This window comes from Sagittula sp. MA-2 (assembly GCF_030126985.1).
GTDB lineage: Bacteria > Pseudomonadota > Alphaproteobacteria > Rhodobacterales > Rhodobacteraceae > Sagittula.
Map to the genome: position 1 here is coordinate 662,874 of NZ_CP126145.1, position 21,450 is coordinate 684,323.

18 protein-coding genes are annotated in these 21,450 nt (G+C 66.4%); 3 read left to right on the top strand and 15 right to left on the bottom strand.

The genetic code is table 11. The features are described from left to right. Positions 1-4: 4 nt before the first annotated feature. The 7 genes from iolB to QNI11_RS03420 form a co-directional block, all read right to left on the bottom strand. Positions 5-829, bottom strand: a complete 825-nt coding sequence (iolB, locus tag QNI11_RS03390) for a 5-deoxy-glucuronate isomerase (RefSeq protein WP_283982344.1) — start codon at positions 827-829, stop codon at positions 5-7. Between the two features lie 53 nt (positions 830-882). Next, the gene (locus QNI11_RS03395; protein WP_283982345.1) at positions 883-2,049 is read right to left on the bottom strand and encodes a phytanoyl-CoA dioxygenase family protein; all 1,167 of its coding nucleotides are present in this window, start codon (positions 2,047-2,049) and stop codon (positions 883-885) included. Further along, positions 2,046-2,261 (bottom strand): hypothetical protein, encoded by a 216-nt coding sequence (locus tag QNI11_RS03400; RefSeq protein ID WP_100927855.1) that lies wholly within the window; start codon positions 2,259-2,261, stop codon positions 2,046-2,048. Before QNI11_RS03400 ends, QNI11_RS03395 begins: the two co-directional genes overlap by 4 nt. Positions 2,262-2,265: 4 nt before the next feature. Beyond that, the gene (iolE, locus tag QNI11_RS03405) at positions 2,266-3,165 is read right to left on the bottom strand and encodes a myo-inosose-2 dehydratase (protein ID WP_100927854.1); all 900 of its coding nucleotides are present in this window, start codon (positions 3,163-3,165) and stop codon (positions 2,266-2,268) included. 10 nt (positions 3,166-3,175) lie between these two features. After that, a complete protein-coding gene (gene iolD, locus QNI11_RS03410; RefSeq protein WP_283982346.1) occupies positions 3,176-4,993 on the bottom strand; it encodes a 3D-(3,5/4)-trihydroxycyclohexane-1,2-dione acylhydrolase (decyclizing) in 1,818 nt (605 codons plus the stop codon). Between the two features lie 14 nt (positions 4,994-5,007). Further along, positions 5,008-6,939 carry a 5-dehydro-2-deoxygluconokinase gene (iolC, locus tag QNI11_RS03415; RefSeq protein WP_283982347.1) on the bottom strand — a complete coding sequence of 644 codons (1,932 nt, stop codon included), beginning with the start codon at positions 6,937-6,939 and terminating at the stop codon, positions 5,008-5,010. Between the two features lie 150 nt (positions 6,940-7,089). Beyond that, positions 7,090-8,121 carry a LacI family DNA-binding transcriptional regulator gene (locus QNI11_RS03420; protein WP_283982348.1) on the bottom strand — a complete coding sequence of 344 codons (1,032 nt, stop codon included), beginning with the start codon at positions 8,119-8,121 and terminating at the stop codon, positions 7,090-7,092. A gap of 142 nt (positions 8,122-8,263) precedes the next feature. On the opposite strand from QNI11_RS03420, the gene QNI11_RS03425 reads away from it, so the two are divergent. Next, positions 8,264-9,388 carry a Gfo/Idh/MocA family protein gene (locus QNI11_RS03425; RefSeq protein WP_283982349.1) on the top strand — a complete coding sequence of 375 codons (1,125 nt, stop codon included), beginning with the start codon at positions 8,264-8,266 and terminating at the stop codon, positions 9,386-9,388. Between the two features lie 105 nt (positions 9,389-9,493). Here the strand turns inward: QNI11_RS03425 and QNI11_RS03430 are convergent, their stop codons facing one another. From QNI11_RS03430 to QNI11_RS03455, 6 genes are all read right to left on the bottom strand, one after another. Further along, the gene (locus QNI11_RS03430) at positions 9,494-9,979 is read right to left on the bottom strand and encodes a MarR family winged helix-turn-helix transcriptional regulator (protein ID WP_157814927.1); all 486 of its coding nucleotides are present in this window, start codon (positions 9,977-9,979) and stop codon (positions 9,494-9,496) included. A gap of 124 nt (positions 9,980-10,103) precedes the next feature. Then, the gene (locus QNI11_RS03435; RefSeq protein ID WP_283982350.1) at positions 10,104-10,832 is read right to left on the bottom strand and encodes an OmpA family protein; all 729 of its coding nucleotides are present in this window, start codon (positions 10,830-10,832) and stop codon (positions 10,104-10,106) included. A gap of 9 nt (positions 10,833-10,841) precedes the next feature. Beyond that, positions 10,842-13,259, bottom strand: a complete 2,418-nt coding sequence (locus QNI11_RS03440) for a DUF4384 domain-containing protein (RefSeq protein WP_283982351.1) — start codon at positions 13,257-13,259, stop codon at positions 10,842-10,844. 37 nt (positions 13,260-13,296) lie between these two features. Further along, a complete protein-coding gene (locus QNI11_RS03445; RefSeq protein ID WP_283982352.1) occupies positions 13,297-15,477 on the bottom strand; it encodes an SH3 domain-containing protein in 2,181 nt (726 codons plus the stop codon). A 273-nt stretch (positions 15,478-15,750) separates the two neighbouring features. Further along, positions 15,751-16,479 (bottom strand): amino acid ABC transporter ATP-binding protein, encoded by a 729-nt coding sequence (locus tag QNI11_RS03450; RefSeq protein WP_283982353.1) that lies wholly within the window; start codon positions 16,477-16,479, stop codon positions 15,751-15,753. After that, entirely contained in the window at positions 16,476-17,288 is an 813-nt protein-coding gene (locus QNI11_RS03455) for an amino acid ABC transporter permease (protein WP_283982354.1), read from the bottom strand. Before QNI11_RS03455 ends, QNI11_RS03450 begins: the two co-directional genes overlap by 4 nt. Positions 17,289-17,436: 148 nt before the next feature. Between QNI11_RS03455 and QNI11_RS03460 the strand changes: the two genes are divergently transcribed. Continuing rightward, on the top strand, positions 17,437-18,639 hold the full coding sequence (locus tag QNI11_RS03460) for a PLP-dependent aminotransferase family protein (protein WP_198521824.1): 1,203 nt from the start codon (positions 17,437-17,439) through the stop codon (positions 18,637-18,639). Between the two features lie 2 nt (positions 18,640-18,641). Here the strand turns inward: QNI11_RS03460 and QNI11_RS03465 are convergent, their stop codons facing one another. Then, positions 18,642-19,457 carry an ABC transporter substrate-binding protein gene (locus QNI11_RS03465; protein WP_283982355.1) on the bottom strand — a complete coding sequence of 272 codons (816 nt, stop codon included), beginning with the start codon at positions 19,455-19,457 and terminating at the stop codon, positions 18,642-18,644. A 210-nt stretch (positions 19,458-19,667) separates the two neighbouring features. On the opposite strand from QNI11_RS03465, the gene QNI11_RS03470 reads away from it, so the two are divergent. Further along, positions 19,668-20,462, top strand: coding sequence for a metallophosphoesterase (locus tag QNI11_RS03470; RefSeq protein ID WP_283982356.1), 795 nt, complete (start codon positions 19,668-19,670; stop codon positions 20,460-20,462). An 18-nt stretch (positions 20,463-20,480) separates the two neighbouring features. On the opposite strand, the gene QNI11_RS03475 is transcribed toward QNI11_RS03470, so the two are convergent. Next, positions 20,481-21,449: an aldo/keto reductase gene (locus tag QNI11_RS03475; protein ID WP_283982357.1), complete on the bottom strand. Its 969-nt coding sequence runs from the start codon at positions 21,447-21,449 to the stop codon at positions 20,481-20,483. Between the last annotated feature and the right edge of the window lies 1 nt (position 21,450).

Below are 21,450 nucleotides of genomic sequence, written 5' to 3' on the forward strand. Positions count from 1 at the left end.
GCAATCAGGCGTCGCGCTGTGCGATCCAGTCGTGGTCGGGGTGGTTCTTGAACCGCCACTTGCGCATCGGACCGGCCATCACGTTGAGATAATACATCTCGTATCCATAGGGCGCACCGCAGGGATGGTGTCCCTTTGGCACCAGCACCACGTCGTGATCGGAGACAGACATGGTCACATCGAGCGTGCCATCCTCGGTGAACACCCGCTGGTGACCGTAGCCCTGCGCCGGGTTCAGGCGGTGATAGTAGGTCTCTTCGAGGTAGGTCATGTCGGGGAAGCTGTCCTCGTCATGGCGGTGCGGCGGGTAGGAGGACCAGTTGCCCGCGGGCGTGAAGACCTCCGTCACAAGAAGGGAGGAGGCGACGTCACGCTCTTCCATCGCGATGGGGTGGATGTAGCGCGTGTTGGCGCCCTTGCCGCGGGTCACGATGTCGACGCCCTCCGGGCTGATCTGCGCCGCCGGATAGTCGCCCGTGGCTGGTGCGGAGCAGACCGCGAGGGTGCAGTCGGTGGTGGCCACGGCCTCCCAAGCGGCGCCCTTCGGGATGTAGACCGCGTGCGGCGGCGTGCGGTCGAAGACGCTCATCCGGTCGCCCAGTTCTCCGAAGGACACACCCGCGCCTGTCACCTCTGCCTTGCCTTCGACGAGGACGAGGATGACCTCCAGCTCTCCGGTCTCTCCCTGCGCGGTCTCGCCGGGGGCAAGCCGCCAGAGGTCGAAACCGACATACCCCCAGTCCGGGCTGTCCGGGGTCCTGGCGTTGTCGATGGTGACGTTCTGGACCTGCCCGGAGGTCCCGGTCGGCTTGCGCAGGAGATGTGTCATGGGTCGTCCTTTCCGAGAGGTGGGCGGCGCGAAGCCCCGCCCTACAGGCTGTTTCACGCGCGGCGGCGGGCGTTCTGGGCGTCCAGCGCGGCGTTGAAGGCGGCCTCGTCCATGTCCTCCGCCAGGGCGCGGTGGAACAGGGCCGCCTGGGTTTCCGGCGCCAGCCCGCCCACGGGCGGATCGGTGTCGAGGTTGGTGGGGAAGCTGTAACCTTCGGCGCTGGAGGCGATGGCCGCGGCGGTGCCGGGATCGTCCATTCGGCCTTCTGCCCGCAGCGTCTTCACCACCGGGTAGAGCGTCCGGACCATGGCGGTGCGGTCGATCGACTCCATCGCCCGGCCGAACGCGCTGGAGACCTGCAGGAGGTTCGCCATGCGGTTGATGTCCGCCGAATGGTTCGATCCCGCGCCGTGGAACAGCGCCGGATTGAAGAACACGGCGTCGCCCTTCGCAAGGGGAAGCTGGATGCAGTGATCCTCGAAATAGGCGCGGAAGTCCTCGCGGCGGTAGGCCATGTAGCCGGGGCGGAAGAGCTGGCTGAACGGCAGCAGCTTGGTCGGGCCGCTCTCCACCGGCATGTCGCAATGCGCCACCGCGCCCTGCAGCGTCATGACCGCGGACAGATCGTGCACATGCGCCGGGAAGCGCCCCGCCGCCTCAGCCGTCTGGAAGCCGAGGTGATAGTCGCGGTGCGCGACCTGTGCCTTGCCGCCGGGCCGCACGAGGTTGACCTGCGCGGTCATCTGGTAGCAGGGGCCGAGCCATGCCTCGCAGACTGCGGCGATGGCGTCGTTGCCGAAGTAGAGGGCGAAGGTCTCCGGATCCTTCTCGCAGAGTTTCTGGAGCGAGTTCCAGATCCGGTCGTTGGCGCCTGCCGCCGCGAAGTGATCGGCCCCGCCGCCGGAGCGCGCCTTCTCCTCCGCGATGATCGCTTCGTAGGCGCGGGTGGCAGCGTCGATGGGGGCGGTGTCCTCGTAAGCGCCTTTCAGCACCAGCGCACCGGCGGACTGTCCCAGCACCCAGCCCCATTCGGCCAGCAGGGACAGGCGCTGCGCCGGGTCGCTGAGGGCAGCGGTGAGGGAGGGCATGTCGTAGAGAGGGACGTTCTTCTGCACGTCAGAGGCAAAGCGCAACTGGCCCGCCGACAGCGTCTGACCACAGAGCCGGGCGAAGTCCTGCAGGTCGCAGTCCTCGATATCGAAGTAACCGACGTCTTTCATGAATCCTCCTCCTTGGTTTCCGCCTCTTTTGGATCGAAGGCGACGAAGAATTGATACGCGCAGTACAGGCCGATCAGACCGAAGAGCAGCGCCCACATCGGCCCGCCCCACGACAGTTCCAGCAGCGCCCAGCCGAGGCAGGCCGCGACCGTCACGATCCGCCGCCAGAGCGGTTTGAAGAACGGATGCTGGACGTCGAGGAAGCGGGCCATGGGATCAGGTCTCGACCGTCAGGCCGGCGTTGGCGCAGACCTCGAGAATGTGCTGGTAGCCCTTCTGGCTGTATTCGTAGGGCGGGGCCTTGGCCGGGTCCTGCTCGGCCTCCACGACGATCCAGCCATTGAACGACATCTTCGCCAGCTTGTCGGCCACTGCCTGGAAGTCGATGCACCCGTCGCCCGGGACGGTGAAGGCACCCGCGATCACCGCGTCGAGGAAGGAGCGGTCGTTGTCGCGCACGTCCTTCACCACGTCGGGGCGGATGTCCTTGAAGTGCACATGGTGTATACGGTCGGCCCAGCGGTCCATGGTCGCCATAACATCGCCGCCGCCGAACAGCAGGTGGCCGGTGTCGAAGCAGAGCGTGACCTCGGGGGACGATCCCTCCATCAGCCAGTTCACCTCTTCCTCGCTTTCGATGAAGCTGCCCATGTGGTGGTGATAGGACAGGACCATGCCACGGTCCTGCATCCACTTCGCCACCTCCGACAGCTTCTTCGCATAGGTCGTCACCTCGTCCTTCGACAGCTTGGGCCGGTCGTTGACGGGGGTGTTGGCCATGCCCTGTACGGTGTTTGAACACTCAGCGTATACAAGGCAGGGCGCGTTCAGCGAAATGAACTGGTCGACCTGCTGGGTGATCGCGGCGCACTCTTCCTCGACGCTGGCGACCAGAAGGTTTCCGGAGCACCAGCCGCCGCACAGCGCGATGTCGTACTTCTGGAGGTAGGCCTTCAGCCCCTCGGTGTCGGCGGGCATGCGGCGTCCACGCTCGACCCCGGTATAGCCGATCTCGCGCGCCTCTTTCAGGCACTGCTCCATGGTGAAGGCAGAGGTCAGGTCGGGCAGGTCGTCGTTCTGCCAGGCGATGGGGGAAATGCCGATCTTGACGGTCATGGTCCTATCCTTACGTGCGCTCGAGCAGCGCGGCTTCGTAGCCCTTGCGGGCCTCATTCACTTCGGCGCGCTCCGAGACCTCGGGCACCGCCACGTCCCACCAGTTGCCGCCGTGCGGCGTCGACGGGTAGGGGTCCGTGTCGATCACCACCACGAAGGGGCCGGCCGCGTCCCTGGCGCGGGCCAGCGCGTCCTCGAGTTCCGCGATGCTCGACACGTGGACCGCTGCCGCGCCCATCGAGGCGCTGTGCGCGGCGAAGTCGATGTTGCTGCCGGCGGCAGACGAGTGGTCCAGGAGGTTGTTGAACTCCGCCCCGCCGGTGCCCATCTGGAGCCGGTTGATGCAGCCGTAGCCGCGGTTGTCGGTGATGACGAGGGTGATCTTGAGGCCCATCGCCGCCGCCGTGGCAAGCTCGGAGTTGGCCATCATGTAGGACCCGTCGCCGATCATGCAGATCACGTCGCGCTCGGGCTGGGCCATCTTGATCCCCATGGCGCCGGCGATCTCGTAGCCCATGCAGGAAAAGCCATATTCCATGTGATAGGCGCCCGGCCGCGGCGCCTTCCACAGCTTGTGCAACTCGCCCGGCATGGTGCCGGCTGCGCACATGACGACGGTATCCGGGCCTGACGCCCGCTGCACCGCGCCGATGACCTGCTGGTCGGTCGGCAGCTCGTTGCCCTCGGCGGGCGCATCCGTCAGCGGGTCGACCTTGCCGAACCACGCGTCCTTGAACCCGTCGATGTTCAGACCGCCCTTGTAGCTGCCAAGCGCGGAGGCGAGGTCCTTCAACCCGACGCGCGCATCCGCCAGCAGGGGCATCGCGCCGTGTTTCACCGCGTCGTAGGCCTGCACGTTCAGGGATACGAGCTTTGCGCCATCGTTGAACACGGTCCACGATCCCGTGGTGAAGTCCTGGAAGCGTGTGCCGACACCCAGCACGAGGTCCGTCTCGGCGCAGGCCCGGTTCGCCGACTCAGCGCCGGTCACGCCCACGGGGCCGAGGTTCAGCGGATGGTCCCACGCCAGCGCGGACTTGCCCGCCTGGGTTTCGACCACGGGGATGCCGAACGTCTCGGCAAAGGTCTGGAGGTCCGCACAGGCGTCAGAGAAATGCACCCCTCCCCCTGCCACGATCATCGGTTTCTTTGCCGCCTTGATCGCCTCCGCCACGCGGGCCAGTTCGCCTTCGTCGGGACGGATGCGGCGCTGATACCAGACCTTCGGCTCGAAGAAGGATTCCGGGTAGTCGTAGGCCTCCGTCTGCACGTCCTGACAGAAGGCCAGCGTCACTGGCCCGCACTGCGCCGGGTCGGTCATCGTCGCCATGGCCCGGGGCAGGGCGGTCAGAAGGTGTTCGGGGCGCATGATGCGGTCGAAGTAGCGCGACACCGGCCTGAAGCAGTCGTTGACGCTGATCGTGCCGTCCTCGAAATCCTCGACCTGCTGCAGCACCGGATCGGGGCCACGGTTGGCAAAGACGTCGCCCGGTACCAGCAGGACGGGAATGCGGTTCACGTGGGCCAGGGCTGCGGCGGTGACCATGTTGGTCGCGCCCGGCCCGATGGAGGAGGTCACCATCATCGCCCGTTTGCGGCCCAGCTGCTTCGAATAGGCGATGGCGGCATGGGCCATGGTCTGTTCGTTGTGGCCGCGCCATGTGGGGAATGACCCGCGCCCGTGGTAGAGCGCCTCGCCCATCCCCGCCACGTTGCCGTGGCCGAAGATCGCCCAGCATCCGGCAAGGAAGCGTTCGCCGTCCTCGTTCATCTGGTTGGACAGGTAGCGGACCATCGCCTGTGCGGCGGTCAGTCGGATCGTGGCCATGTCGTCGTCCTCCCTCAGGCGGTCTGTCGTGTGGTGCCGGTCTGCGCGGACGCCTGCGCGCGCGCATCGTCCCAAATGGTGCAGAGCCGGGTGTAGTTGTCTTTCATCAGCGCGACGGCGTCGGCGTCGGACATCTCGGCCTTCATCCACGCCTTCGCGGCATCGCCGAAGATCGTGCGGCCTACGGCAAAACCCTTCACCAGCGGGAATTTTGCGGCGGCCCTGAAGCTTTCGGCCAGCGCATCCTCCGCCGCGGCGAGGCCCAGCACCACGATCCCGCGGGTATGGGCGTCGTTGCGCTCGATGGCGTCGCAGGCGGCCTGCCAGCCCGCTTCGGACTTCATCGGTTCCAGCTTCCACCAGTCGGGGTAGACGCCGATGTCGTAGAACCGCTGGATGATCTCTGCCGTCGTGGTGTCGGTGACGGCGGCGACCTTGGAGGGGATGACCTCCAGCAGGAACTCAAGGTTGTTGCGGCGGCAGGCGTGGAACAGGCGGGTGACGGTGTCTTCCTGCTGCCGCTTCATCTCCGCCGTGTCGTCGGGGTGGTAGAAGCAGAGGCACTTCACCACGTGTTCCAGCGGCCATTCGTTCAACCCTCCGAAGTCCGGGCCGATCTCAGGCTCAAGCGTCAGGGGGCGCGACCCCGGCCATTCCACCGGGCGGCCGATCCACAGCCCGGTGCCCGCCGCCTTGTAGAGCGCCTGCCGGCCAAGGCGTCCGTCGCACAGCAAACCATAGCCGGGACGACCGTCCGCGACGGCGGTGCAGGCGTCGAGGCAAAGCTCCTTGAAATCGTCGATCTTCGCGTCGGTCGCGCCGTCCAGCTCTTCCAGCTGCATCCGGTGGTCGAAGGCAAAGACCCGCATCGTCGACCAGTCGCCCTTGCGGTTCGTCGACCAGTGGATCTGCTCCAGCGCCTTGTCCTTGCGCAGCGCCTTCTCCTTCACGCCGCGGTCGAGGAAGAACTGCAGCTCGGTCCAGGACGGATAGGCGGGCGCGCAGCCGTGACGGCTAACTGCGAAGGCCCCGCAGGCATTGGCGTATTTCAGCGCGCTCGGCCAGTCCTCGCCATCGAGCCAGCCCTTCAGCAGCCCGGACATGAAGCCGTCGCCCGCACCCAGCACATTGAACACCTCGATGGGAAAGCCGGGGCCGGTCTGGCCATCGTCGAGGCTGTCGGGGATCGGTCCCTCGAAGGCGGATGCGCCCATCGGGCCGCGCTTGCAGACCAGCGTCGCGCCGGACACCTCGCGGACCGCGCGCAGCGCCGCAATCGTGTCGGTGGTCCCGCCCGCGATGTGGAACTCCTCCTCCGTGCCGACGATCAGGTCGAAGAGGTGCAGCGTCGATTGCAGCTTGGCCGTCACCTTGTCGGAGGCGATGAAGCGGTTCTCGCCGTCGCCGTGGCCGGACAGACCCCAGAGGTTCGGGCGGTAGTCGATGTCGAGCGCAGTCTGCATCCCGTTCGCGCGGGCGATGTTCAGCGCCTTGAGGACGGCGGCTTCGGTCCGCGTGTGGCTCAGGTGGGTCCCGGTCGCCACCACCGCGCGGGCGGAGGTCACGTAGCCCTCGTCGATGTCATCCTCGCACAGCGCCATGTCCGCGCAGTTGTCGCGGTAGAAGATCAGCGGGAACTGCTCCTGGTCGCGGATGCCGAGGATAACCAGCGCGGTCAGCCGCTCCGGATCGGTGACGATGCCGCGCGTGTCGACCCCCTCCTTGGCAAGCTGTTCCTTGATGAACCGGCCCATGTGCTCATCGCCGACGCGGGTGATGAGCGCGGACTTGAGACCCAGCCGTGCCGTGCCGGCCGCCATGTTGGTGGGGGAGCCTCCGATATACTTGTTGAAGCTGGCCATGTCTTCGAGACGGCCGCCGATCTGTGCGCCGTAAAGGTCCACAGAGGACCGCCCGATCGTGATCACGTCGAGGGGTTTCGTCATGTGTTCTGCCTTCGCGAATAGAATCCTCCACGGGGCCCGCGGACCGCCGTCTCCTCTGCCGATACCTGTCGGCAAGCAGCGCCCTGCGTCAACGCTTCTGCGATTTTTCCTATCATTGCTGAGAGGCGTCGCAGCGGCGAGATGAAACGATCAGACGGATTCCGGCAGGTAGAGATCGGGACGAAGGAACAGCTGCCCCGGCGTGCCGGAGGTGCCGTTGAGCACCGTGTCCGACACCAGTTTCACCGCTGCCTCGCAAAGCTGGCGCAGGGGCGTCGCGATCACCATCTCCGCATAGCGGTCGGCCAGGGCAGCGCGGGATTCCGGCGTGATCTCATGCACGACTAGGGCAACCTGCCCGGGTGCACGCGCCTCGCGCAAGGCGGCGATGGCGCCTTCCATGCCGCCACCCGCGCAATAGAGCCCCTTCAGATCGGGGTGCCTTTGCAGCAGTTCCAGCGTCGCCTCGTAGGTCAGTTGCCGGGTCTCGAGGTTCACCAGCGTGTCGAGGACGCTGTAGTCCGGCCCGAATTCGCGGAAGTAGGACCGGAACCCGGTTTCGCGCAGCTCGTGCCCGTGCCAACGGAAACCGCCCACGAACACCCCCAGTTTGCCGGGACGCTGGATCGCCTTCATGATCATGTGCGCCGCGACCCGCCCCGCCTTCATGTTGTTGACGCCGATATAGCTTTGCCGGATGCCCTGGGCGAAATCGTTGAGCAGCGAGAAGCAGGGCGTGCCCTCTTCCTGGATACGCGCGATGGTGTCCGTGACCTGCACGTGGTTCACCGCGGTCGCGACCAGCGCATCGGCACGCGCGGCGGTCTTTTCCAGCACGGCGGCGAAGTCAGACGGGCTTTGCGACGGTACGAAATCGACGATCATGCGCCCGCGGATGTTGGTGGCGCGGGCGATAGCATTCTCCATCTCCGTCCGGAAATCCTGGTAGAACGGCTGGCGCTCCTTGTTGAAGACGACGCCGAACCGGATCTCTGGCAGGTCGGCCATCATGCGCTGCCCGATCAGAGCTGCGGCGTGATAACCGATGCGCTGTGCCGCCTCGTAGACGCGGCGCGCGGTCTCCTCCCGCACCTTGGCGCGACCGTTGAGAACGCGGTCGACGGTGGCGACGGAAACCTGCGCCTCGGCGGCAAGATCGTTGATCGTGGGGCGGCGGGCCATGGCGTGTCCTGATGATATACCCGCATCGGACTGCGGCATTCTGATGGGTTTTGCAAGAAATTCTGTCGCCGATGACGCTCTTCGTTGCTGGAGCGGCATGCGACCGGCTACGCCATGTCAGGAAAACGGGAGGAGTTCAAAGATGACCGGGATTGGCGTGGGCGTGATCGGCACGGGTTTCATGGGCAAGGCGCACGCCTTGGGGTGGCGCAACGCCCGCGCGGTTCTGGGAGGCACTCTCCCCGACGTTCGGATGGAGATGCTCTGCGACACGCCACTGGCAAAGGCAGAGCAGATGGCGGCGCAATTCGGCTTTGCCCGGGCCACCGACGACTGGCGGGCGCTGGTGACCGACCCGGCGGTGGATGTCGTCAGCATCACAACGCCGAACAACCTCCACCGCGAGATGGCGCTCGCCGCGCTTGAGGCGGGCAAGCACGTCTGGTGCGAGAAACCCATGGCACTGACACTGGCCGACGCCGAAGAGATGGAGGCTGCGGCCCGGGCGGCCGGGGTCGTGACCATGCTGGGCTACAACTACATCCGCAACCCCGCCTTCCAGCACGCGAAACGCATCATCGAGGACGGTCGCATAGGGCGCGTGGTGCATGTGCGCGGCTGGGTCGACGAGGACTACCAGGCCGACCCGGACCTGCCGTGGACGTGGCGGGCGAAACTGGCCGATGCCGGGCTGGGCACGCTGGGCGACCTGGGCTGTCACCTCGTGTCGATGATCGTCGGACTCGTGGGGCCGGTCGAGAGCCTTGTGGCCGACATGCAGGTGGTGCACGAGACGCGGCCGCTGGCGGACGGCTCGGGGCGGTCACCTGTGGAGAACGAGGACACGGCCACCGCGCTGGTGCGCTTTGCCAATGGCGCGCATGGGTCGATCTCTACCTCGCGCTCTGCCTGGGGGCGCAAGAACAGGCTGGACTGGGAGATACACGGCACCAAGGGCATGATCTGTTTCGCGCAGGAGCGGATGAACGAGCTGCAGGTTTACCTGAACGAGGGGCCGCGCGGCGAGCAGGGGTTCCGCACGATCCTGACCGGTCCAGATCATCCGCCGTTCGGGGCCTTCGTGCCTGCGCCGGGCCACCAGATCGGGTTCAACGATCTGAAGGTCATCGAGGCGGCCGAGATCCTGACGGCGATCCGCGACGGCGCGCAGGCCTATCCGTCGATGACCGATGCGCTGGCGTTCGAGAAGGTGATCCACGCCATCGCGGAAAGCGCGCGGGGCGGATCGGTCCGGGTAACGCTCTGATCTACGGTGCAACGGTGCTGCGGCGCACCCTTCCGGACGCCCCGACTGAGCCTTCTCAGGCTCAGCGGCCTGCCCTCCAGGCCGCGCGCCGGTCTGCCGGAGGGGTCAGCCGAGGGCGCGATCCTCTGCCGCGCGCTCCAGCTTTTCGAGGGCGCGGTCGAGGATGAGCTCTTCCTCGATGTCGAGATGCGCGCGCAGGGCGTCCTGACGGGCGCGCATCCGCGGCAGGGTGTCCTGGAACACGCGCAGCCCGTGCGGTGTCAGTTCGAGGTGCTGGGCGCGGTGGTCTTCGGGGTCGAGCGTCACCTGCACGAAACCGTCCGTCACCAGCGTCTTGATGTTGCGGGAGATCAGCCCCTTGTCCATCGCCACCTCGCGCGACAGGTGTGCGGCAGTGGTGCGGCCCGCGCCGCCGATCAGCGACAGCAGCCGCCACTGTGTCAGGGTGATCCCGGCATGGTCTTTCAGGATGCGGCTCGACTGGGCGTTCAGCTTGGCCTGCACACGCGCAAGACGAAACGTCAGGAACTTGGCAGGGGCATCGCCGGCCGGTGTCTGGGTGTCGATTTCGGTCTCGGGCGCCGTGTTCATTCCCGCGATACCTCTTTGTCCTGAGCACATGTGTCCTCAGGACTTAGACTTGTCGCTTGCGGTGTCAACGGTTCAAATGCCCCTGCGCCTCAGGTATGCCATACGCGCATAGGTGGTATTTCGCCTAGTATTGGCAGACCGCGCCAGCGGTTTGCAGCACCGCGCCGGGGACGTCCGGCAACCGCATGAAGGTCACGCGGCGGTTCTCCGGCGCGCGGGGATCATAGACGTTTTTCAGCACATGCTCGCCGAAACCGACCGGATACAGCGGCAGGGTGACATAGGCGGCGTTGAGCGCGCCCGCGACCGAGGCGGCCCTGCGGCGGGACAAGTCACAGTTGTAGCCCTCCGAGCCGGAGGCATCGGTATGCCCGATCACCGCGTAGGAGGTGCCCGCCAGCGCGGGGTCGGACAGAGCGGCCACCAGGGAGGTCAGCTTGCCGAACTGATCGCCCCGGATGTTGGCGCTGTCGAAGTCGAATTCGATGGTGACCGCGACCGAGGGCAGCGCAACCGTCCCGTGAGTCGCCTGTTGCGGCGCGGCGTAGTTCGGCGCGGCGGCAGGCGGTGCGGCAGTGGAGGTCACCTTCTTCTGGTCGAGGTCCAGCACCAGCGTTTCGAACTGCACCTGCGGCACTGCGGATTCGTTCATCGCGCCGGACGGATCGACCGTCGCCCCGGCGCAGGTGGCCGCGTCCGGGGAGGCGAGGCAGCGGGCCAGCGCACTGGTCGGCTGGGCGGCGGTATCGTCCGGCAGCGCGCTGTCGTCGCCGCCGGGGATGAAGATCTCGCCGCTTTGCGCGTGGGCCGCGAGTGGCGCGCAGAGCGCCATGGCAAGGAGCAGGTGTCGCATCGGCGGCCCTCAGTGCGATTGGACGAGGACCGAGATCTGCGCCTTGGTCACGTCCGGGTTGTGGCTGGAAACGGCGCGGTAGTCGGCGCCGCTGGCGGTGGAGAGCTGGTCGCCGCCGCCGGGGTTGAGGTCGAGGATCAGCGTTTCGTTCACGACCGACGTGTAGCTCTCGCGCGAGATCGGCTGGTGGTTGGCGGAGCAGGAGACGGAGTTGGTGCCCGAACGCTCTTTGCTGATCGCCGCGTCGGAGCCGTTGCAGATCGCCAGGATCGTTTCCAGCCCCGGCTCTGACGTACGCAGCGCACCCTGCGGCGGGAAGACGTACTGCGAGCCGCCCTTGATGACCACGTCCGGCAGACCCGGGAAGGGGTAGAGGACGCAACTGTCATGGTCGTCGTCGATGGAGATCAGCGTCAGGCGGCAGTCGTGGCGCGGCTCGATGAAGATGCGCAGCGGGTCTCCGACCTTGTAGGTGGGCTTGTCGGTGTAGACGGTCAGGTGGCTCTGCGCCGTGACCGAGTGTTGCGTGGCATCGTAGTCGGCGCCGAACTGCTTGGCGTCGGCATGGGTGACGATGGGCTGCCCGCCGGTCTGGCCGACGCTGTCGTAGGGCGTACCCTGCACCACCTGCTTGACCGAATGCGACAGGGCGGCGGTGGTGCGGTGGTCGGTCAGGATCGGACGGTAATCGGTCAGCTTGTCGAGCAGCACCGGGTACACCGCGGTCCATTCGTCACGCGCAATCGGAGAAACCTTCAGCCGTTGCAGGAGGGAGGCGTTCTCGGTCCCGGCAAAGGCGGCGCGGGCGGTCAACTCGTCCTCGGTCAGGCCCAGCTCGTTGGCGGCCTGTTCGTAGTTCACGAAGTAGTCGACGAAATAAACCATCAGGCCGCGCACGGGTTCGAGCCCGGCGGCCTTGGTCTCCGGGTCGATGCCGGCCTTCTGGAGGGTGGCAAAGAACGCCTCCATGTCCTTCTGGAAGTAGTCGTTGACTACCTCCTTGCCGGGATAGATCGCGTCGACGGTCTGGCGCACGGCGGGCGACAGCGCGAGGTTGTTCAGCGCCACTTCGCGGACGCGATCGTCGTTGAAGCGGATGCCCTTGGAGTGGCAGGACATGCAGGAGATGCCGTTCACCACCTCGCCGGTGCCGTCAGGGTAGTCGGTGTCGCGCACGATGGCGGTCGGCCCGACGTTCAGGCGGGTGCCGTCGGTCGTGTTCAGGTAATAGCCGTGGAAGCCGTTCGGCAGGGTGAAGATCGACTCGCCCCCGTCCTCGTGGAAGGAGACCTCCTCGCCATGCACCGAGACGGGGCCAAGCGGGTACTCGAAGAAGCTCTGCCGGCCCTTGGAGCCCGCAAAGTCATAGGACGTCCAGAACATGCCGGAACCGAGCGGATGGCGTTCGATCAGGCGGTTGTTGGTGGACACGCCGGAATCTTGGAAACCGGCGCGGACGACCTGTTCGTTGAGGATGTTGGACCGCATATCGAGGCCAAGCTGCTGTTGCAGCCCTTGCAGCGTGTCGGCCAGCCCCAGCACGTCGTAGTACATCGGCGCGGCCGAAGCGGTGGCGGCGAACCAGTCGGCGCGGATCACCGGGATCTGGGTGCCCGCCATGGTCTGCAGCGTGCTCAGGTTCGGATCGGTGTCGGATTCCATCCCGTAGGGATATTCGCGCTCCATCACGGCCCACTTCTCGTGGGTCCAGTCCAGATCGGGCAGGAAGACCCGCAGCAGGATACCCTTCTCGTCGATCTTCTCGAACTTGTAGACGTTGGGGTTGAAGCTGAGCGCATTCATCAGTTTCACCGTCGCGGCGAGGTAGGCGTCGTAGTTCTCCTGCGTGACTTCGCTGTCGTTCCACAGCGTCCGCATGGAGATATAGCGCGTCCGGTCGCGGCGGTTGGTGGGCTGGGCGGAGAGGTCCTGCAGCGCCATGGCATAAAGCTCGGACAACGGGACGAAGGTGCGTTCCGGCGGCGCGGTCTCTCCCATCTTGGTGATCCACGTTTCGAGCGCGGCCATCTCCTCGGCCTTGGGCGTGCAGGTCGGATCCCAGCAATTGTCCGGCATGGCCGGGGCGCCGCCTGCGATCACCTGATAGAGCTTCGACTTGGTCGGCTCGCCCGAGACGACGAATTTCGGATCCTGCGCAAGGCGGCGGACATCGAGGATATGGCCGAACCCCGACTTCGGATTGGTCAGCCCCTCGTCGAGCATCCCCTGCTGGTGGCAGCCGGAACAGTACTTGTTCAGCACCTCGTAGGCCGCCGTCTCCTCTGGCGTGGCATCCTCGGGCAGGGGCATGCCGTTCAGCTCAAGCTCCACGTCGATGAGGATCGACTGGTCCTGTGCAGAGGCGGTTGACGTCAGGCCGATGCCAAGCGCCAGTGCGGCTGCCGTCATCCGGAAAATGGGGGTCATCGCGCGTGTCTCCTGTAAAATGCTTTTTGCATCCGCATCAGTTGCAGCGGACTGCGAGATACTTGGCCGAGGCCCAGCCGGTGGCACCGCCGTTGCCCACGTACGGCTGCAGGCATTGCCCGGAAACGCATCGAATTTGCGCCCACCCGTTGCTTTGCGCCACCACCTGGACCGTGTCGCCGAGGTAGACCTCGGTCAGGATGTTGCCGCGGGTCGACGGCGCGCTGCGCACGTTCAGATAGCCGGAGCCGTCCGAGCGTGTCCGGCTGGAATAGGGACTGAGGTTGGTCACAGTGGCGTAGCACTGGCGCTGCGCCGAGGGGCGCGAACTCGACAGGTAGGTGGCCGAGACCCAGCCGCTCAGCCCGTTGGGCAGGTGGATGTTCGACCAGCCGTCGCTGCTGCCCGTGACGGTCACCTGCGTGCCGCGGTCGACGGCAGTGATGCGGCCGTATTGCGTACCGGGGCCCGAGCGGACGTTCAGGCTGGCGGTGTTGTCGATGTACATCGTGTATCCGCCGCCGCCGGAAGAGGACCCGCCGCCAGACGATCCGCCGTTCCAGAGCACCTCTTCGACAAAGCGGGAGCCGGTGGAGCAGTAGCTGTCGTTCGGGATGCGCCCGGCAGAGATCAGTTGCGCGATGCGCCCGTCGGCGCTGCTGCGCGACACGGTCTCCAGCGCGATGCCGTAGTACCCGTTGGTCGACCGGAAGATGCGAATGCCCTGACCGCTGCCGAACCACTGAGAGATGAACGCCTTGGCCTCGGACAGGGAGGGGCGGGAGGCGGTCATGATGTAGCACGACGACGACAGCTCGTAGTTGCCGGACCGCGTGGTCGCGCTGCCCGATGAGCCGCCGGACGAGGTCGCCGGCGTCTTCAGGTAGGCGATGCGGTCGATCACGGCGCGGGAAATGCAGCTGGTGTCCGTACCGCAGCGGTCCCGTGTGCCGGTGCGCCACGCCCCCTGCGACGAGGCAGAGACGCTGCGGGCCGGGTTCGCATAGGCCCGGTCGAGTTCCGCGTCGAGCCCGGCAAGGTAGCGGTCGCCGCAGATCGTCGCCTCCGTCGGGTTGAGGCGGCTGGAGGAGCACCAGGGGCGCAGCAACTCGGTCGTTGTCCCGCCGCCGGACCCGCCGGTGCTGCCTCCGCCGGTCGAACCGCCGGACGGGGGCGTGGTGCTGCACTCGCGCGCGACATAGCCCTTGGCGAGGATCGCGAAGGGGTGTTCGCCGCAGGATTGCAGGTAGGCGTCGTATGCGTAGCAGGCGTTGAGCGTCTCGGCCTTGTTGTAGAGCGTGTCGCAGAAGCTGGGTTGCGGCACGGTACCGCCCGTTTCCTGACCGCCGCCTCCGCCGCTGCCACCACCCGGGACGCCGCCGACGGCGGCCTTCAGGATGCGGCTGTGCTCCAGGATTGCCTGCATCGGCGTGGCGAAGTTCACGGCGTCCTGACCGGACCCTGCGTTGTGCAGACCGATCACCATGCGCGACGAGGCGTCGATCAGCGGCGAGCCGGAGTTGCCCGGCAGCGTATCGCAGGTGTGCAGCAGCCGCCCGCCGGAAACAGCGGGCGAATTCGCCTGGCACTTCTCGCGGCTGATGCGCTGCGCCTCGCCCATGGGGTGGCCGATCACCCAGTAGGGGTCGCCGTCGTGCGGGATGTTGGCGGCCAGTTCCAGCGTGCCGTAGTCCTCTGACGGATCGCCGATCACCTTCAGAACGGAGTAATCGAGCTTCGCGTCCGCCTCGACCGGAGTGGGCAGGACGGTGTAGCTCCGTGCGCCTTCCTCAACGCCCTGACGGGTGTAGCCGGCCCAGAACAGTGCCGCCTCGATCCGGGTCGCGCCGGTGCGGTCGGCCCCGGCGGCCCCGGGAATGCAGTGGTAGTTGGTGACGATGTGTTCGTCGTCGACGATGAAGGCGGTGCAGGGAAAGACGCCGTTGTCGGTCAGGATGTCGAGCCGCCCGACCGGGCGCCCGAGCTTGGCAAAGAAGTTCTCCGGCGAATAGGACCCGATGGATTCACTGGTGCCCTCGCCCGGCTGCGTCAGCCCCGTGCTGCTGCCGTCCTGCCGGTCCATGATGGCGAACTGCTTGCGGTCGAGAACGACCTGGCCAAAGCTGTTCCGGTCGAAGCCCACGAACTCCTGCGCCGCGCCAGACTGGGGCAGGGACAAGAGGGACATCAGGATGGTCGTCAGAACCAGAGAGCGCACGGCTTCCCTCCTCCCTTCGATAAAGGCTTTGTCTTCAACACCGATATGTTCGATGACGGGCGACCTCACGTCAACGAGGGAAAACCCGACCAAGGTGGAAAGAGCGGGATGCAGGAGGAAACGATCCTGTGGAACGCGACTGCAGGGCCGCTTGCGACCGGGGAAGTGGAGCGGATGCCGTCCTGTGGCTTTGCAGTGGTTCGACCGCCCGGCCGCGGTTCTGCAGCGGGCGTCGGTTGTTCAGGTATTTTTGCCAAGCTGAAGGACAGCGGGTCAGAGCACGCGGGCGAGGAAGCTTTTGGTGCGGGCGTGGCGCGGTGCGGTGAAGAACTCTGACGGCGGGGCCTGTTCGAGGATGCGGCCGTTGTCGAGGAAGCAGATGGTGTCCGCGACCTCGCGGGCAAAGGCCATTTCGTGCGTGGCGAGGATCATCGTCATGCCCTCGGTGCGCAACTGGCGCAGCACGTCGAGCACTTCGCCCACCAGTTCCGGATCGAGCGCCGAGGTGATCTCGTCGAAGAGCATGATCTCGGGCTGCATGGCAAGGGCGCGGACGATGGCCACCCGCTGCTGCTGGCCGCCCGAAAGCTGGTCGGGATAGTGGTGCATCCGGTCGGCAAGGCCGAAGCGGGCAAACAGTGCCTCTGTCCCCGGGAGCAGTTCGGCGCGGGACTTGCGGCGGACCCGGCGCGGCGCCAGCAGCGCGTTGTCGAGCGCGGTCATGTGCGGGAAAAGGTTGTAGCTCTGGAACACCATGCCGATGCGCTGGCGCACGGGCTGCGGGTCGAGGCCGGGTTCGGCGATGTCCTGGCCGTCGAGCAGGATCTGCCCGTCGTCGATGGGTTCCAGGAGGTTCAGGCACTTCAAGAGCGTCGACTTGCCGGAGCCCGAGGCGCCGATCAGGCAGACCATCTGGCCCGGCGAGACGGAAAGGTCGATGCCGTCGAGCACGGTGTTGCTGCCGAAGGCCTTGGTGACGGCGCGCAGTTCGAGGCTTTTCATGAGCGGGCCTGCCGTTCGCGGTTCATCAGGTGGTCGGCGTATCGGGTCGCCGGAATGGTGATCGCGAGGAAGATCAGGGCTGCGCCCACGTAGGGCGTGAAGTTCGCGAGCAGCGACTTGTAAACGCCGGCCTGGCGGAAGATCTCGACCGGGCCGATGAAGGAGAGCAGCGCCACGTCCTTCTGCAAAGCGATGAAGAGGTTCATGTTGGCCGGGATCACCCGACGGATGGCCTGCGGCAGGATCACGAAGCGCATGGTGTCGCCGCCGGAAAGGCCAAGCGACAGGGCCGCGGCGCGCTGGCTTTCGTGGATCGAGTCGATGCCGGAGCGCAGGACCTCGGCTGTATATGCGGCATATACGAGGATCAGTGACAGGGAACCCCAGATGTAGGGGGAGTTCCACGGTCTCGGCAGGCCCAGGCCCGGTATGCCGAAGCCGATCAGGTAGATCACGAGGATCACCGGCAGGCCGCGGAAGACGTCGATGAACAGCGTGGCGAACAGGCGGACCGGGGTGAGCGCGGGGCTGCGCAGGTCGCGCGCCACGGCGAGGACGAGCCCGAGGAGTGCGATCAGCGGGGCGCTCCAGGCAAAGATCGCCACATCCATCAGGAAGGCCTGCAGCAGGCCGGGGAAGGTACGGGCGAAGACTGAGCCGTTGAAGAACGCGCGCTGCACCGCCTCCCAGCCCGGGGTGAGGGGCACCAGGATGACAAGCGCCAGAAGCACGCCGCCGGTCGAGGCGGCGGCGATCAGGTTGGCGCGGCGGCGCTGGCGGGCCTCGAAGACCTGTCGGCGGGTGGGCATGGGCGTGTCCCTCGTTTCGGGCCGACTTTTGCCGCAGGGCAGCGGCGTGTCAAACCGTTCACATCTGTGTTTCAGGGATATAGGTAAGCATTGCGTACCTATATCCTCGGGCGTATCCCGAAGCAGGGAGTTCACGGAGGGGAAGGTCATGGACTGGCAAACTGTGCTGGCGCGGCGGACGGGGCGGATGAAGGCCTCGGAGATCCGCGAGTTGCTGAAACTGCTGGACCAGCCGGACATCATCTCGTTCGCCGGCGGCATCCCCGATCCGGCGCTGTTCCCGGCAGAGGCCTTTGCCACGGCCATGTCGGAAGCGATGACCGGTCCGCGTGCCGCGCAGGCCCTGCAGTATTCCGTGTCCGAAGGCTATGCGCCGCTCAGGGCCTGGCTGGCCGATCACATGGGCACCATCGGCGTGCCGTGCGGGACGGAGAACATCGTGATCACCTCCGGTTCGCAGCAGGCGCTCGATTACCTGGGCAAGCTGCTGCTGACGCCCGGGGATACGGCGATGGTCGGCTGGCCCACCTACCTCGGGGCGCTTGGTGCCTTCAACGCCTGCGAGCCGCGGTACATTCCGCTGGACCCGTGGTCCAACACCGCGCCCGAAGATCTGCGCGCAGAGGCGGAGGCCGCGGGCGGGGCGGTCAAGATGGCCTACCTGTCGCCGGACTTTGCCAACCCAACCGGCGAGACGCTGGATGCGGAGGGCCGCGTGCGGCTGCTGGACCGGGCCGAAGCGCTGGGGATCGCGGTGATCGAGGACGCAGCCTACCAGGCGCTGCGCTATGACGGTGATCCGGTGCCGCCGATCCTTGCCACCGACATCGCCCGCAGCGGCGGGATCGAGAACACCCGGACGATCTACTGCGGTTCGTTCTCCAAGACGCTCGCGCCGGGGCTGCGCGTTGGCTGGGTTTGTGCCGCGTCCCCGGTCATCGAGCGGCTGGTGCTGATCAAGCAGGCGGCGGACCTGCATTCGCCCACCCTGAACCAGATCGCGACGGAGCGCGTGGCGCGCGCCATGTTCGACGACCACGTTGCCGGCTTGCGCCGGGTCTACGGCGCGCGGCGCGACCGCATGCTGGCGGCCCTATCACGCGAGATGCCGGAAGGTGTAACCTGGACAAGACCCGAGGGCGGGATGTTCGTTTGGGTGACGCTGCCCGAAGGCACGGACAGCGCGCAGCTGCTGGAGAGAGCCGTGCGCGAGGCGCGGGTGGCCTTCGTGCCCGGCGGCGCGTTCTTCCCGGATGGGTCCGGGCGGAACACGCTGCGGCTCAGCTTCTCCTGCGCGGACGATACCCGGATCGACGAGGGCATCGCCCGGCTGGGCAGGCTTTTGCGCTGAGGTTACTCGATCACCGGGACGCCAGTGGTCTCTTCGAGCCAGCTCTTCTCGATCTCGGCCAGCGTGCCTGTATCGATCAGCTCCTGCAGGGCGGCGTCGACGCATTCCTTGAGCGGACTTTCGTTCGGCATCAGCAGGCCGAACTGGTCCGGGTTCTCCGTCCGGTCGGCGGGAAACTGGCCGAGGATTGTGCCGCCCTCGACCACGACCGCCGACAGGTAGAGCGCGGTCGGCAGATCGAAGAGCGCCGCGTCGATCTGGCCCGCCTGCATCGCTGCGGTCACGTCGACGTTGTCGTTATAGAGCATCGGGTCCTTCGACGGGCCGATCAGGTCCTGCAGCATCGGCACGGCGGTGGTGTTGGCATCGGCGCCCCACACCAGCCCCTTGAGCGAGTCCATCGTGGCGGTGGCGCCGCCCTCGACCACGCGGTCTGTCGTCAGCACGGCCATGGCGGAGCTGTAGTAGGGGATCGAGAAATCGACGACCTCTTCACGCTCTGGCGTGATGGAGAACTGCTGGAGGTTGAAATCGAAGTCCTTTTCGCCGGGCTGGATCGCCTGGTCGAAAGAGGACCGGACCCATTCCACAGCATCGGGCTCGAACCCCATCTTGGCGGCCACGGCGTAGGCGACGGCGGCCTCGTAGCCCTGACCCGATTCCGGTTTGTCGTCCAGAACCCAAGGGTAGAAGGCCGGGTTGCCGGTGGCGATGGTCAGGATGCCGTCCTTCAGGGTCTTGCCGGCGGCGCAGTCGTTCTGCGCAAAGGCCGCGCCGGCAAGGCAAAGCGCGAGCGCGGTGGTCGTGACGAGTTTCATGTCTGGGACTCCCGGTTGGATTTTGTCCGGCAGCTTCCGCCGGTTGCCCTGCCTTGTCAATTTTGTCCTCCGCGGCGCGTTCAGGCGGGGCATGGCTGAGGGTTTTGGCAGCATGGCCAGCGGTTTGGAACCCGCGGAGGCTTGACGGCTGCGGCGGCGCGTGTCTGGCTTGAACCATCGACGCCAGCGCATTCAGGCCCGGAGATTTTCATGAAGGTCATTCATCTGTCCGATACCCATCTCGGCCCGCCGGGCATGACGAGCTGCGGCCTCGACCCTTACGACCGTCTGGCCCGCGCCTTCGGCCATATCGCCGAACACCATCGAGACGCAGCGCTTGTGGTGATCAGCGGCGACCTGACCGAGTATGCCGAACGCGAGGCCTATGCCCGGCTTAAGCAGGCACTGACGATGCTGCCGATGCCGGTGCGCCTGATGGTCGGCAACCATGACGACAGGGACGTGTTCTTCAAGGTCTTCCGGGATCATCCGAGAGACGCGGAGGGTTACGTCAACCACGCGGCGGATTTCCGGGAAGGCCGGTTCATTTTCTGCGACACGGTGGAGAAGGGCCGGGACGACGGGTCTTTCGGCCCAGATCGTCTGGGCTGGCTGACCGCCCAACTGGAAGGCTGCGACCGCGCCTTCCTTTTCTTCCACCACAACCCGCTGCACACGGGCGATCCGTCGGCGGACGCGGACTCTCTGCGGGACGCGGATCAGGGCCCTTTGCGCGACCTTCTGAAAGCCAATGCGGCGAAGGTGGCGCATCTGTTCTTCGGGCATGTGCATGCGTCGCTCTGCGGGACCATGGGGGGCATCGCCTTTTCCGGCGTGCCCTCCACGATGATGCAGCGCATCCCGAACCTGTCTCCGGCGGCACGGACGGCCATCGGCCCGCTGGACCCGTCCTATCGCGTCGTCCTGATCCGGGGCGACGACGTGGTCATCCACCAGATCCCCTTCGCCTACGATGGCGAACTCGACTGGTTCGCCAACGCATAGGGCAGGGGCCACGTCGTCTCAGCCGGGCCGGTAGACGCGGTTCGCTTCGGGGTCGTCGGCGTCGAAGGGCAGGGCGTCCAGCTCGTCCCAGACCTCTGCCGGGATCGTCGTGGCGGCCCAGTCGAGCGTCTGTTGCACGCGCTCCGGCTTCGACACGCCGATGAGCGTCGAGGTGATCCGCGGATCGCGCAGAGAGAAGCCCAGGGCGGCGGCGCCCGGTGCGATGCCGTGGTTTGCGCAGATCGCCTCGATGGCACGGACCGGCTGAAGCGCCTCGTCCGTCGCCTCCTGGTAGGTGATCTGCGGCATCTCGGCCGCGCCCTTGGCCAGCACGCCACCGGCGAAGGGAGCGGCGTTCAGGATCGCGATGTCGTTGTCGTAGGCGTAGTCGAACATCTGCGCGGCCGCCCGGTTGAGCAGGGTGAACCGGTTGTGCGAGATCAGCGCGTCGAAGGGCCGGTCGCGCAGCATCGGGAACATGATGTCGATGCGCCCCATGGCAAGACCCACGGCCTGCGCGATCCCCTCTTCCTTCAGCTTGAACAGCTCGTCCAGCGCGCCGCCTTCCCGGGTGATCTCATCCAGGTCGCGCGCGTGCTCCGGGTCGTGCAGGTGCAGCAGCGGGATGGTGTCGAGGTTCAGCGCCTTCAGGCTTTCCTCCACCGACTGGCGGACGCGGGCGGCGTCGAAGCGCCTCGTCTCCATGTCGCGGTCCAGCTTGGTGGACAGGACGAACCCTTCGGGCAGACCGCCGCGTTCCTTGATGACCTTGCCGATCCGCTCCTCGGAGCGGCCAAAGCCGTAGTTGCGCGAGGTGTCGAGGACGTTGACCTCCGAATCGAAGATGGCGTTGATGGTGTCGCGCGCGCGGTCCTCGGAGACGGAATAGCCGTAGGTGTCGGGCATATCGCCAAGCGCGCTGGCGCCGAAGCACACCTCGGTCACTTCGAGGTCGGTGCGGCCCAGTTTGTATCGGGGCATGGACATG

Excerpts from the sequence above, each read along its gene's own strand:
- QNI11_RS03470 (WP_283982356.1), top strand. The coding sequence starts at position 19,668 with ATGAAGGTCATTCATCTGTCCGATACCCATCTCGGCCCGCCGGGCATG.
- QNI11_RS03430 (WP_157814927.1), bottom strand. The coding sequence starts at position 9,979 with ATGAACACGGCGCCCGAGACCGAAATCGACACCCAGACACCGGCCGGC.
- QNI11_RS03465 (WP_283982355.1), bottom strand. The coding sequence starts at position 19,457 with ATGAAACTCGTCACGACCACCGCGCTCGCGCTTTGCCTTGCCGGCGCG.
- QNI11_RS03440 (WP_283982351.1), bottom strand. The coding sequence starts at position 13,259 with ATGACCCCCATTTTCCGGATGACGGCAGCCGCACTGGCGCTTGGCATC.
- iolB (WP_283982344.1), bottom strand. The coding sequence starts at position 829 with ATGACACATCTCCTGCGCAAGCCGACCGGGACCTCCGGGCAGGTCCAG.
- iolE (WP_100927854.1), bottom strand. The coding sequence starts at position 3,165 with ATGACCGTCAAGATCGGCATTTCCCCCATCGCCTGGCAGAACGACGAC.
- QNI11_RS03475 (WP_283982357.1), bottom strand. The coding sequence starts at position 21,449 with ATGTCCATGCCCCGATACAAACTGGGCCGCACCGACCTCGAAGTGACC.
- QNI11_RS03455 (WP_283982354.1), bottom strand. The coding sequence starts at position 17,288 with ATGCCCACCCGCCGACAGGTCTTCGAGGCCCGCCAGCGCCGCCGCGCC.
- QNI11_RS03420 (WP_283982348.1), bottom strand. The coding sequence starts at position 8,121 with ATGGCCCGCCGCCCCACGATCAACGATCTTGCCGCCGAGGCGCAGGTT.
- QNI11_RS03460 (WP_198521824.1), top strand. The coding sequence starts at position 17,437 with ATGGACTGGCAAACTGTGCTGGCGCGGCGGACGGGGCGGATGAAGGCC.
- QNI11_RS03395 (WP_283982345.1), bottom strand. The coding sequence starts at position 2,049 with ATGAAAGACGTCGGTTACTTCGATATCGAGGACTGCGACCTGCAGGAC.
- QNI11_RS03400 (WP_100927855.1), bottom strand. The coding sequence starts at position 2,261 with ATGGCCCGCTTCCTCGACGTCCAGCATCCGTTCTTCAAACCGCTCTGG.
- QNI11_RS03450 (WP_283982353.1), bottom strand. The coding sequence starts at position 16,479 with ATGAAAAGCCTCGAACTGCGCGCCGTCACCAAGGCCTTCGGCAGCAAC.
- QNI11_RS03435 (WP_283982350.1), bottom strand. The coding sequence starts at position 10,832 with ATGCGACACCTGCTCCTTGCCATGGCGCTCTGCGCGCCACTCGCGGCC.
- iolD (WP_283982346.1), bottom strand. The coding sequence starts at position 4,993 with ATGGCCACGATCCGACTGACCGCCGCACAGGCGATGGTCCGCTACCTG.
- QNI11_RS03425 (WP_283982349.1), top strand. The coding sequence starts at position 8,264 with ATGACCGGGATTGGCGTGGGCGTGATCGGCACGGGTTTCATGGGCAAG.
- iolC (WP_283982347.1), bottom strand. The coding sequence starts at position 6,939 with ATGACGAAACCCCTCGACGTGATCACGATCGGGCGGTCCTCTGTGGAC.